We start from the raw sequence: 11,938 nt of genomic DNA, 5'->3' as shown, positions 1-11,938 counted from the left end.
GCGAAATTCCAGGCCATCGCGGTCCACTTGCACATCGGTAGGCCGGCCTACGTATTGGTGGTGGTCCGGTTGCTGCGGGTAATGTCCGGCGCATCGCCGTAGGCGTACAGCAACGAGGTGTCGAGCCAGGCGTAGTCCACACCGGTGACCAGCGTGTGCTGCAGATCGCCGGTCGCAAAACGACTGAGCAAGCGCGTGTCGGTAGACAGCGAGGTCATGTCCTCGTAGCTGCCTTCCGAGCTGCGGTTAAAGGTATTGCCGTCGCCGCTGTCCGCGAAATTGAGGTACTGGTTGGTGGTGTTGAGCTTCGAGTAGCGGACGTTCTGCTCAAGGCTGAAGGTCTCGTTGAAGGTGTGCTCGAACTCATAGCCGAAGGTCGACCGGCGCTGCTGCAGCTTGTCGAACTTTTCGTCGCCGGGCCAAAAATTGGTGAGGTGACCGTTGTCGCTGTACAGCATCGGCGAGCCAGCGGTCTGGCGTTCTTCGTACTGCGCCAGCAGGGTCAGCTTGGTATCCGGGTCGATCTGCCAGCTCAGCGACGGCGCCAGCAGACGGGCGTTGTTGTCCATTTGTTCGATGGAGTAATTGGCATCGCGGTACAGGCCCACGGTGCGGAACAGCACGTCGCCGTCGTCATCCAGCTTGCCGCCGATATCGAACTGGCCTTGCTTGTGGTCGTAGTTACCGTCCTGCACTTCCACTTCGTTTTTAGCCAGCAGGCTCGGGCGCTTGCTCACCCGGTTGACCATGCCACCGGGGCTGATCTGCCCGTACAACACCGAGGCCGGGCCTTTCAGCACTTCGATGCGTTCCAGGCTGTAAGCCTCGACCGAGGGTACCGACAACCAGCCACTGCCGGGCTGGCGCAGGCCGTCGAGGAAGTCGGCGCTTTCGGTGGTGGTAAAGCCGCGGATGCTGATCATGTCGAAACGCGGGTCCAGGCCCGACGCGCCGACGCGCACGCCGGAGGCATAGGCCACGGCGTCTTCCACGCGATCGACTTTACGGTCGGCGATTTGCTCGGCAGTGACCACGCTGATGGCTTGCGCGGTTTCCAGAATCGGCTTGTCGGTTTTGGTCGCGCTGCTGGCGTTGCTGGCGAAATAGCCCGGCACCGGTTCGAACGCGGTTTGCTGCGCGGTGCCCTCGATGCTGGCGGCGCCCAGTTGCAGGGCGTCGCTGGCGGCTTCGATTTTCTCTACCGTCAGGGTGCCGTTGTCGGTCACGCGCAACGCCAGGCCACTGCCACTCAAGGCTTTCTGCGCGGCGGCCTCGGCGCCGAAGTCACCTTGTACTGCCGCACTCGTGCGGCCGTGCACCAGCGCCGGATCGGCGACGATGCTGCGCCCACTCTGCCGGGCGATCTGCCGCAGCGCCTGCTCCAGCGGCATGGCCGCCAGGTCGTAGCGCTGCACCGCCTCTTCGGCGTGGGCGGTGATCGGGCTCAGGGTGGTCAGGCCGCCGGTAAAGGCCAAGGCAACCGCCATGGCCAGGCGCGCTGCGCGAGGTGAGTGAGAACGCATGGGAGGGACTTTCCTTGCAGGAGATTAGAGAGATTTCCTGCTATGTCGCGTGAGCGGGAAAAACCCCTCACGCGTTTTGAATTATTTTTTGATCAAGCCAGATCGATGAGCGTGACCGGGCCGTATTGCTGCACCGTAATCGGCAGCACCTGGGCCAGGGATTGCAGCGTGCGGTCGCTGTCGTCCAGCGGAAACACGCCGAATACGCGCAGGCCGGCGGCGGCTGGTGACACCCGCAGCAAACCGTAGCGGTAAGGGCGCAGGGCATCGACCACGGCGCCGAGGGATTCATCGTCGACATCCAGGCGACCGTCCAGCCAAGCGTCGTCACGGGAACGGCTGGCGGTTGCGGTGAACAGTTCGGCGTTGCTGAACAGCAGCGTTTGCCCGGCATTCACCTGCCCGTGCTGGCCGCTCTGGCTGAACACTTGCACGCTGCTTTGCTGCACGCTGACCAGGGTTTGCTCGGGCAATTGGCGCACCACAAAACGCGCGGCCAGCGTGCTGATGCGCCCTTGCGCGGTGAGCACTTCGAACGGGCGCTGTGTATCGCTGACGGCCTGAATACTGAGCTCGCCTTGCAGCAAGGACACCTGGCGTTTGTCGCGACTGAACAGCACATTGGCGGTGCTGCGCGCGTTCAGGGTCAGCAGGCTGCCGTCAGCCAGTTGCACCTGTTTACGCTCGCCGGTGCCGCTGTAGAAATCGCTGAGCAAGCCTTCCAGCGGCATGCGTCGTTGCAGGGTGAGCACGCTGGGCAAGCCCGCTAGCAAGGCCAACGTTACCCCGCCGCGTAACAGACGCCGACGCTCCTGGGAAATGCCGGAACTGCGCAGCACCTGGGTGGTGGCTTGCACGCTGCCGGGCAAACGGCGCTGGGCGTCGGCCAATTGTGTGAACGGCGTTTGTACGGCGCCGGCAACGGTTTCCCAGGCGCGGCGGTGATCGCTATCGGCGGCCAGCCAGGTGCTGAAGCGGTGCTGGTCGGTGGGATTGGCGCGGCCGGAATCGAGAAACACCAGCCATTCGATGGCGGCTTTCACGGCCGGCGTCAGGCTCGGGTGTTCGGCGTTCATCGCAGGGTGGCCAGGTAGCACTGGGTGACGGCGCGTTTTATCCAGCGTTCCACCGTGGCCAGCGACACATTCAATTGCTCGGCAATCTGCTGATGGGTCAGGCCTTCCAGGCGGTTAAGCAGAAAGGCGTGGCGCACGCTGTTGGGCAAGTCGTTGAGCATCGCGTCGATGGTGGCCACGGCTTCGCGCAGCAAGGCGAACTCTTCTTCCGACGGCACCACCGCTTCGGGCAGGCCGGCGATGGCTTCCAGGTAAGCGCGCTCCAGCTCATTGCGGCGCCAGAACGAACACAGCACACGCTTGGCCACCACGCACAGGAAGGCGCGGGGTTCTTCGATCAGGGTTATTGGCTGGGATTTCAGGGTACGCAGAAAAGTGTCTTGCGCCAGATCGGCGGCATCGGCATGCGATCCCAAGCGACGCAACAACCACCCCTGCAGCCAGCGGTGGTTTTCCGCATAGAGGATATGGAAGGGGTCTTGGGAGGTGACGCGCAAATCGGACATGCGGATGCACACGGCTAGTATTTAGCAATTATTCGCATTTTCATCAAATAGGCGAGTATTTGCAACCCTACGTTTGTGTGTTCAAGCCCCCATCAACTCCGCTACCCGCGTCACCAGCGCGTCCATGGCGAACGGCTTGGTCAGCACTTCCATGCCCGGCTCCAGGCGGCCATGCCAGAAGGCGGCGTGCTCGGCATAGCCGGTAATAAACAGGGTTTTCAGCGCGGGCCGCAGCTCGCGCCCGGCATCGGCCATTTGCCGGCCGTTCATGCCGCCGGGCAAGCCGACGTCGGTGATCAGCAAGTCGATATGCACATCCGAGCGCAGCACTTTCAAACCGGCCAGGCTGTCGGCCGCCTCGATAAGCGTGTAACCCAGATCGCCCAGCGCGTCGGTTAACAACAGGCGCACGGTCGGCTCGTCATCCACCAGCAAAATGGTCGCGCCGCCCTTGGAGACGATTGCCGAGGCGTTGCCAGCGGTGCTTTCTTCCAGCGCCGCATCGCCGTAGTGGCGCGGCAGGTAAATGCACACCGTGGTGCCCTGCCCCACCTGCGAATAAATGCGCACCTGGCCGCCGGACTGCTGGGCAAACCCGTAAATCATCGACAACCCCAGCCCCGTGCCCTGCCCCAGCGGCTTGGTGGTGAAAAAGGGGTCGAAGGCCTTGGCGATGATTTCCGGGGTCATACCGATGCCGGTGTCGGTCACCGACAACGACAGGTATTCGCCCTCGGGAATATCCAGCGCGCGAGCCGCCTCGCCGCCCATGCGGCGGTTAGCGGTTTCGACGGTGATATGGCCGCCATTGGGCATCGCGTCGCGCGCATTGATGCACAGGTTGAGCAGCGAGTTTTCCAGCTGACTGATATCCACCAGCGCCGGCCACAGGCCGCTGGTTTGCACGGTGCGCACCAGAATGCTCGGGCCTACGGTACGTTGAATCAGCTCGCTCATACCGACCATCAATGCGTTCACGTCGGTGGGGCGCGGGTCGAGCGTTTGCCGGCGGGAGAAGGCCAGCAACCGGTGCGTCAACGCCGCCGCGCGTTTGGCGGCGCTTTGTGCGGTGGCGATATATTTTTCGATGCCTTGGGTGCGGCCTTGAGCCAGGCGCGCGCCCATCAGTTCCAGCGCGCCGGAAATACCGGCCAGCAGGTTGTTGAAGTCATGGGCCAGGCCGCCAGTCAATTGGCCGACCGCTTCCATCTTCTGCGACTGACGCAGTTTTTCTTCGGCCTGCATCAGTTCGGCGGTACGCGCGGCAACCCGTTGTTCCAGGGTGTCGTTGAAGGCGCGCAACGCGGTGATGGCGCGGTCGCGTTCGGCCTCCACGGCGCGGCGACCTTCCACGTCGATCAACACGCCGGGAAAGCTCAGCGGCGTGCCGTCGGCTCCGTGTTCTACGCGGCCGTTGGCTTCAATCCAGTAATACTTGCCGTCCACCCGTCGCACCCGGTACTGGTGGGCATAGGCGCCGCTACGGGTGATCACTTCGTTGATGGCGGTGGTCAACCCGTCGCGGTCTTCGGGGTGCACGGTGGCGATGATCTGTTCCAGGCTTAGCCCGCTACGACCCAAGGCCGGGTCGAGGCCGAAGGCGCGGGCGAAGGGTTCGTCAACGGTGAAACAGTCGGTGGGCAAGTCCCAGTGCCAGGTGCCGATAATGGCCCCGGCCGCCAACGCCAACTGCACCCGCTCGCCGTTTTCGCGGGCTACGGCCTCGCTCACGCGCAGGCGTGCTTCGGCGTTTTTGCGCTCGGTGACGTCACTGAACAGAATCGCGATTTGCCGCTCGGCCGGGTCACCCACGCGCACGGCGCGCACGTCGAACCAACGCTCAAAGCCCTTGGCATAACTTTCGAAATTGGCTGGTTCGCCTGTCTTGGCCACATGGCCATAAGTGTCGAACCAGAAACGCTCAAGGTCCGGAGCGAAGCTGGTCACCCACTTGCCCTTGAGGTTGACCCCGGCCTGACGCTCGAACGCCTCGTTGGCTTCGACAAAGCAGTAGTCCACCGGATAGTCGTCGGCATCGTACTTCACCTGCACGATGGCAAACGCGGCTTCGCTGGTTTCCAGAATGGTGCGAAAACGCTCTTCGCTGCGGTGCAGGGCTGCTTGCGCGCTGCGCATCTGGGTGAGGTCGAGCATGGCGCCAATCATGCGGACTGCCAGCCCCTGGGCATTGCGGATGACATGGCCACGGTCGAGCACTTCGGCGTAGGAGCCATCGGCGCGGCAGAAGCGATATTCATCGGTCCAGGCGCTGCCCGTGCCATCGATCACCGCATGGATGGAGGTGGAGATGCGTGCACGGTCATCAGGATGGATGTGCGCGAGCCACCAATCGCCGGTGGTGTCGATGGCGGTCAGCGGATGGCCGTAAGCCTCTTCCAGGGCGTCGTTCCAGAGCACCTGGTTGGCGGTGAGGTCCCAATCCCAGATGGCATCGTTGGTGGCTTTGCCGGCCAGCCGATAGCGTTCCTGGGTTTCTTCGAGCACCTGCTCGGCGAAATGCTGGGGAGCGCGTCCGGCTTCCTCAAGCGCGGAACGCAGGCGAGTGACCTCGGCCTCAAGCTCGTCTCGGGTAAAGTTTTTCAGAACCACTTACTCGTGCACCGGGGTCAGTTATGGGAGCGCTTCCAGTCGCCCCTGTTGTGCCGGCAATCAAATCAGAAAGCGCGGGGGTTTGCACCGGGGGGGCGCGCGTGAAGCCCTACCGATAGTCGCGCCAGCCCGTGGTTTTTCCGGCGAATTTATCCCTTTGCCCACTGACTGTGTAAAATCCGCCGCCCCGTAAATGCAGGAGACACCCCATTGGCCATTCACTACAGCGCGTCACCGGAATCGATTGCCTGTGGCCGCACAGGCGCGAGCCTGGAAACCACTCAGGATATCGCCCAGGTTTCATGCAAGCTGTGCCAGCGCTCGGTTGAGAAAGTCGCCAGCGAACCGGCTCGCAAAACCCCAACCCTGGCTGAACTGCGCGCCGCCGCCAAAGCCGCCAAGGCTGCAGCCGCCGCTGCCGAAATCGCCAAGGCCACCCCGACCTTGAGCCCGCGTGCCGAATGGCAACAGCGCCTGCAACAAATGCCCGGCCGCAATCGCCTGCCGCGCGGCGCCGCCAAGCAAGCGTTTATCTAAACGACTGCGGCGCCTCTGGCCAACCCATGCGGTTGGCCAGTCACTTTTCCTCTAGTTGACCAACTGCTCGCGTAACCACTGGTGCGCCGGATCGCGGTGCGAGCGCTCGTGCCAGAGCATCGCCATTTCATAGCCCGGCACCGCCACCGGCGGCTCGTAAAGCCGCAATGCCGAGTTACCGAGCACCAGCCGCTCCGGCAGCATGGCCACCAGATCGGTGCTGGTAAGCACCGCCACCACCGACTGAAAGCGCGGCACCGACAACACCACCCGGCGCGTCAGCCCCACCTGCGCCAACGCCTCGTCGGTCACCCCGACAAACCCGCTGCCCACTGGCGACACCAGCACATGGTCCAGCTTGCAGAACTGCGCCAGACTCGGCCGCCGCTTGAGCTTGGGATGGTCACGGCGGCCGGCGAGTACATAACGTTCCTTGAACAGCAGCCGATGGCGCAGGCTTGGCGGCGAGTCGTGCAGCGTATGAAAAACCAGATCCACCTCGCCCTGCTCCAGCTGTTTGGCAATGCGCGAAGGTGCCAGGGCCACCAACGCCAGCCGCGTATTTGGCGCGCTGACCAGCAGCCTGCCCAGCGCCGGTTGCACGATGGTCTGCTCGCCGTAGTCGGACACCGCCAGTTGCCAGGTGTGCTCGGCAGCTGCCGGGTCGAACGGGCTGCTCGGCGCCACCACTTGCTCCAACGCCGCCAGGGCGTCGCGCAACGGCGCACGCAGTTCCTCGGCCCGCGCCGTTGGGCGCATACCGCGCGGCCCCGGCAGCAACAACGGGTCGTCGAAAATCTCGCGCAGCTTAGCCAGGTGCACGCTGATGGACGGCTGAGAAAAGTTGAGACGCTGCGCAGCCCGGGTGACGTTGTGCTCGGCCAGCAGCACATCGAGGGTCAGCAGCAGGTTGAGGTCGATACGACGCAGATTATTCATAGCTATACCTGGAATATCAGATATTCATTTCCACTATACCAGGCAAGCGCCGAGCATGGCCGCCACTAGCCCTGGAGATCGCCCCATGAAAATCCTGTATGTGTACGCGCACCCCGAACCCACCTCGCTCAATGGGTCGCTGAAAAACTTTGCCGTCAGCCACCTGGAACAGGCCGGCCATACGGTGCAAGTATCCGACCTGTACGCCATGCAATGGAAAGCCACGCTCGACGGCGGCGATAACCTTGACTGGCAAGAAGGCACGCCCTTCCACGCCTCGCTTGACTCCAAACACGCCTATGCCGCCGGCCGCCAAGCCGCCGACATCGCGGCCGAGCAGGAAAAACTACGCTGGGCCGACACGGTGATTTTCCAGTTTCCGCTGTGGTGGTTTTCGATGCCGGCGATTCTCAAAGGCTGGTTCGAGCGGGTGTACGCCTATGGCTTCGGCTATGGCGTGGGCGAGCACTCCAGCTCCCACTGGGGCGACCGCTACGGCGAAGGCAACCTGGCCGGCAAGCGCGCCATGCTGGTGGTAACCACCGGCGGCTGGGCCTCGCACTACGACGGGCGCGGCGTAAACGGGCCGATGGACGACCTGCTATTTCCCATCCAGCACGGCATGCTGTTCTATCCCGGCTTCGACGTGCTGCCGCCGTTTTTGCTGTACCGCAGCAGCCGCGTCGATGAAGCCGCCTATGCCGCCGCGTGCAACGAACTCGGCGAACGCCTGGACACCCTGCAGACCACCGCGCCTATTCCCTACCGCCGGCAGAACGCCGGCGACTACGAGATTCCGGCACTCACCCTGCGCCCGGCATTGCCGAAGGCCAGACCGGGTTTGCTGCGCACCTCGAATAGGCGTTAGCGCGGAAACAGCAACGTCACCGCAAACCGAAAGATCGCCTGCTGCGCGATGCCATGGTGAATTGTCGGAAACGGGTTGTAGAGCTAGCGCACTTATCAGGCGCTGGGCCTTAGTCTCGCGAAATGCCCCTCAGGCTTGAGCCACGCGTGGCTCGACCTCTTGCTCGATCGCTTCGCCGTATGCAGCCAAAGCTGTAATCAGTGCGTACTCGCTTTGCAGGTTCATCCAGAACTGTGCCGTGGTATCGAAATAGCGGCCCAGGCGGATCGCCACATCGGCGGTTACGCCACGCCGCTCCCGAACGATGTCATTGATGGTTGGCGTGGACACATGCAGCGCACGTGCGAGTGCGGTGGGAGTGATGCCCAATGGCACCAGAAACTCTTCACGCAGTATTTCGCCCGGGTGAACTGCGGGCATACCGTTAACAGGCATGGTCGACCTCCTTAGTGGTAATCGACAATTTCGACATGTGTGGGGCCCGCCTCTGTCCAGACAAAACAGATGCGGAATTGACCATTGATTCGAATGCTGTGCTGCCCTGCTTTGTTGCCCAGCAAGCCCTCCAGCATATTGCCCGGCGGTGCCCGCAAGTCGCGAAGCTCAACGGCGGCATGCAACATTGCAAGCTTGCGGGTCGCAACGTTAAGGATGTTGTTCCAACGCCTTGAGCGACCGGTTTCAAACAACACCTCTGTATCCCTACAAGCAAAATCAACAATCACGCTTTAATCCTTAACGTTAAGCGTTAATCCATTATTGAGTACGCCTTCGCTCCCGTCAACAGCCAGGCACCCATCAGAACCAACGACCCCAGAAAGCGCCGACTCTAAATGATCCTTAAGCGACCGCGCCTGGCACGAGCGGACAGACGACGCACGCTAAACGGCAACGCCGTTGTTGCTTTACCAAGACCTTTGAGAACGGCAGTCCGGTCGGTTTCATGATTCTCAAACGGGACCAGGGCGAGCTGCACCTGACCCTGCAACCCAGTACAAAGCCACGAGTTTCAATGTGGCCCATCTGATGGTGGATGACGTCGACCGCTTGCACGCGCGCTGCGTGGAGCACGGGCTACGGGTAATCAAAGGCCTGAAAACCAGGAGTACGGTTTACGGGCGTTTGTGTTCGAAGACCCCGATGGCAATCGGATCGATGTGGGGCAACAGATTTAAAGCGGCATCCGAAACGGGGCGGACTTGCTCCGTCCCGTTTCCTTTCCACCAGCGCGTTTAACCCCGGGCACCCGCACTGCGCGCATTCTTTTTCAGCAGAATATTCGACGCCTCGTTGTACGCATTCTGGAAGGCGTCACCGCCGATCCACTCCACCGCCGTGTCTTCGTCTTCATCGTGGAAGATGCCGCGATAGGTAATCAGCAGGCCCATCATAAAGTCGGTCGCCGGCTCTTCGGCCTCCTCCGCAATCACCAATTCCAGCACCGGGTATTGCAGGAACACCACGCACATCGCCAGCAGGCTGATGCCTTCGCCGACTTTCATGGCCTGGAACAGATCGTCGAAGTGCGCAGGGTCGAACCCGTTTCTTCGATGTCTTTGAAGTCGAAGGTGCTCAGATCGATTTCCACATCATCGAACGGCTCATCGATCAGCGGATTGGCCAGCACCGGGTGCACGACATTGGCTTTGGCCTTGCCCATGCGGTTTTGCTTGGCCTTGGTTTTGGCCCGCTGGGCGCGTTTTTGCTGTTTGTCTGCAGAGGCCATGGCGGCGGTTTCCTTTAGCGGTGCGCCGGAAGTAATCGGCCGCACGGTGTTGTAGTCGGGTTGGGCTCAGTGAAGCGTCGGAAAACGTTCTTTCACCAAGGCTTGGGCCTCAAAGGCCATCTCGTCGAGCAGGTGATCACGCTGGCTTTCGGCCTCGCCCATGGCGCTCTCGCCGTGCTGTTTCACCAGATAGGCGTGAATCTGCCGCACTTCTTTGGCCTGGTAAATCGGCGCCAGATCCTGCACCGCCACCATGCCGCCCGAGCGGTAATTGCGCGTACTAAGCACAACGTGCGGCCCTTGCGCAGCAAGCACCTGAAAGCCCAAGGCCTCGAAGGTCGGCACCTTGCTTACTGCGCAGGCCACCTCGATATGCGGGCGGCGGGCGACGATCTCGCGCAGCGTAGCCCTGGCCATTCCATGCTGACGGTGGCTGGTTTTTACCGCCAGGTAAGCCAGCGTGCAGGCGTCGCGGTCATCCTCGCTGGGCAGGTACAGGGCAAAGCCCAGCACCTGGGACGGGTCTTCATCATCCAGCGCCAGAATCAACCGCGCCGTGCTGGCCAGCGCGCTGTCCATAGCCTGCAGATACAAGTGCACCTCGTAGCCGATCACGTACTGGTACAGCTGATAAAGCGGATTGCTCGGCGTCAGCGGCACGGGGCTGATGTCGCTGAAGTCATCCACCACCAGCTGCAGCACCTGACTTTTCAGGGACTCGGGCGGCGGGGTTTCCAGGTGTACAAGGGTGAACATCGTGAAGCGGGCTCCGGGCATGGCCGATTCGGGGATCGGTGTGGGCGCCATTGTAGCGCCCATGACGCAACGCGGAGCGGTTGGCTGGCAGATTGCCTTCCTACATGCGATACGACTAGGATTTATCCTTCCAGACAGCCCTGCCGAATGCGCCAGCGCGCCCGCCGTTTTTAGCGCGCGCCCTCGTCATTCATTCAATGCTCGGCTCCTATAGCCGTCTTCCACTTGCGCGAATCCATGGTCACCACCGTTATCCTCAGCATGCTCTGCGTGCACCTGCTGTGTTTCAGCGTGATGTTTCTACTGATCAGCACGCGGCTCAACGGCAAGAAAATGGGCATGGAAGTCTTTGCGCTGGGCAACCTGTTGCTCGGGCTTGCCTATATCTTGCAATTGCTTGATGGGCCAGCGAGCTGGAGCCTGATGAGTGTCGTCAACCACACCATGACGCTCTGCGCCCCAGTCGCCTATGTGCTCGGCGCCTTGCGCTTTTTTGATCGCCCTACTCCCGTGTGGCAGCCGCTGCTTGGCTTGGCCGGAGGCTACACGGCGTTGCAGGTGCTGGTGCAATGGCTGCTCGGCAGTGAAGAGCGCCACGCCTTGCTGGCGGTTCGTGCGCATTGCTGTTTCTCGCGATGACCGTGGCCGTCTTGTATGCCAGGAAAAACGTTGCGAAAGACCTGGGCGTGGAAATGGTGGTGGTCGCTATTTTAATCAGCGGCATCGGTGCACTGAATGCGGCGAAGTTTTGGCTGATTCTCACCGGCGGCCTGGCAGCGCTGGATTTGAATACCAGTTTCCAGCGCACCTTTTATATCTACATGTCCTTCCTGGCGACCGTGCTTCCCCCATGCGCCGTATGGTTGGTGCTGCGCCGCCTTACCGATGAACTGCGCACCATGGCCGCCCATGACCCGCTCACTCATCTGCTGAACCGACGCGGGCTCACCGACGGGCTGAATGCGCACTTCCGCTCCCGGCGCGCCGGGCCTGCGTACGTGCTGATGGTGGATATCGATTTCTTCAAACGCATCAACGATACCCACGGCCACACCGTGGGCGATCTCGTGCTGTGCCACGTGGCCGACGTACTCCACGCCGCGGCACGTCAGGGCGATCTCACCTGCCGGCTGGGCGGCGAGGAATTTGCGGTGGTGTGCCTGGACACCGACGAAGCCGGCGCCCTGCACCTGGCAGAGCGGATGCGCGCGGCGGTTGAACAGAGCGCGGTGGCGGAAAGCAGTCTGAACGAATCCATTCGCTGCACCGTCACAGTCGGCGTATCGGATGTATTCACCATCGCGCAGGCACTCGAAGCGTCGATGCAACAAGCCGATGCGGCGCTGTACCGCGGCAGACGTCCGGGCGCAATCGCGTGGAGCGGGGTACGCCCAAGC

At 62.1% G+C, this 11,938-nt stretch carries 11 protein-coding genes and 2 pseudogenes; 4 read left to right on the top strand and 9 right to left on the bottom strand.

Annotation, left to right across the window (positions count from 1 at the left end; genetic code table 11):
• Positions 1-47: 47 nt before the first annotated feature.
• From AC0V2S_RS21590 to AC0V2S_RS21575, 4 genes are all read right to left on the bottom strand, one after another.
• Positions 48-1,523: a TonB-dependent siderophore receptor gene (locus AC0V2S_RS21590; RefSeq protein ID WP_475511515.1), complete on the bottom strand. Its 1,476-nt coding sequence runs from the start codon at positions 1,521-1,523 to the stop codon at positions 48-50.
• A 92-nt stretch (positions 1,524-1,615) separates the two neighbouring features.
• Entirely contained in the window at positions 1,616-2,599 is a 984-nt protein-coding gene (locus AC0V2S_RS21585; RefSeq protein ID WP_475511514.1) for a FecR domain-containing protein, read from the bottom strand.
• Complete coding sequence (locus tag AC0V2S_RS21580) at positions 2,596-3,105, bottom strand: sigma-70 family RNA polymerase sigma factor (RefSeq protein ID WP_475511513.1); 510 nt, start codon at positions 3,103-3,105, stop codon at positions 2,596-2,598. The genes AC0V2S_RS21585 and AC0V2S_RS21580 overlap by 4 nt, the downstream gene beginning before the upstream one ends.
• A gap of 81 nt (positions 3,106-3,186) precedes the next feature.
• Entirely contained in the window at positions 3,187-5,715 is a 2,529-nt protein-coding gene (locus AC0V2S_RS21575; RefSeq protein ID WP_475511512.1) for a PAS domain-containing protein, read from the bottom strand.
• A gap of 210 nt (positions 5,716-5,925) precedes the next feature.
• On the opposite strand from AC0V2S_RS21575, the gene AC0V2S_RS21570 reads away from it, so the two are divergent.
• A complete protein-coding gene (locus AC0V2S_RS21570) occupies positions 5,926-6,252 on the top strand; it encodes a hypothetical protein (protein WP_475511511.1) in 327 nt (108 codons plus the stop codon).
• A 51-nt stretch (positions 6,253-6,303) separates the two neighbouring features.
• On the opposite strand, the gene AC0V2S_RS21565 is transcribed toward AC0V2S_RS21570, so the two are convergent.
• Positions 6,304-7,191 carry a LysR family transcriptional regulator gene (locus tag AC0V2S_RS21565; protein WP_475511510.1) on the bottom strand — a complete coding sequence of 296 codons (888 nt, stop codon included), beginning with the start codon at positions 7,189-7,191 and terminating at the stop codon, positions 6,304-6,306.
• Positions 7,192-7,276: 85 nt separating this feature from the next.
• Between AC0V2S_RS21565 and AC0V2S_RS21560 the strand changes: the two are divergent.
• Positions 7,277-8,052 (top strand): annotated as a pseudogene (locus tag AC0V2S_RS21560) (NAD(P)H-dependent oxidoreductase).
• Positions 8,053-8,188: 136 nt separating this feature from the next.
• Here the strand turns inward: AC0V2S_RS21560 and AC0V2S_RS21555 are convergent.
• The 4 genes and pseudogenes from AC0V2S_RS21555 to AC0V2S_RS21540 all read right to left on the bottom strand — a co-directional run bounded on the left by AC0V2S_RS21555 (position 8,189) and on the right by AC0V2S_RS21540 (position 10,541).
• Positions 8,189-8,494, bottom strand: a complete 306-nt coding sequence (locus tag AC0V2S_RS21555) for a HigA family addiction module antitoxin (protein ID WP_475511509.1) — start codon at positions 8,492-8,494, stop codon at positions 8,189-8,191.
• Between the two features lie 11 nt (positions 8,495-8,505).
• On the bottom strand, positions 8,506-8,784 hold the full coding sequence (locus AC0V2S_RS21550) for a type II toxin-antitoxin system RelE/ParE family toxin (RefSeq protein WP_475511508.1): 279 nt from the start codon (positions 8,782-8,784) through the stop codon (positions 8,506-8,508).
• A 507-nt stretch (positions 8,785-9,291) separates the two neighbouring features.
• Positions 9,292-9,785 (bottom strand): annotated as a pseudogene (locus tag AC0V2S_RS21545) (hypothetical protein).
• Positions 9,786-9,851: 66 nt separating this feature from the next.
• Positions 9,852-10,541: a GNAT family N-acetyltransferase gene (locus tag AC0V2S_RS21540; protein WP_475511507.1), complete on the bottom strand. Its 690-nt coding sequence runs from the start codon at positions 10,539-10,541 to the stop codon at positions 9,852-9,854.
• Between the two features lie 237 nt (positions 10,542-10,778).
• Here AC0V2S_RS21540 and AC0V2S_RS21535 point away from each other — a divergent pair, with 237 nt between their 5' ends.
• Positions 10,779-11,180 (top strand): hypothetical protein, encoded by a 402-nt coding sequence (locus tag AC0V2S_RS21535; protein WP_475511506.1) that lies wholly within the window; start codon positions 10,779-10,781, stop codon positions 11,178-11,180.
• Positions 11,162-11,938, top strand: a 777-nt coding sequence (locus AC0V2S_RS21530; protein ID WP_475511505.1) for a GGDEF domain-containing protein, incomplete at its 3' end; no start/stop codon positions are given. The genes AC0V2S_RS21535 and AC0V2S_RS21530, both read left to right, overlap by 19 nt.

It is taken from the genome of Pseudomonas sp. CC11G, assembly GCF_056174845.1.
The sequence above is the reverse complement of the archived record's forward strand: the minus strand, read 5'-3'. Positions and strand labels throughout refer to the sequence as shown.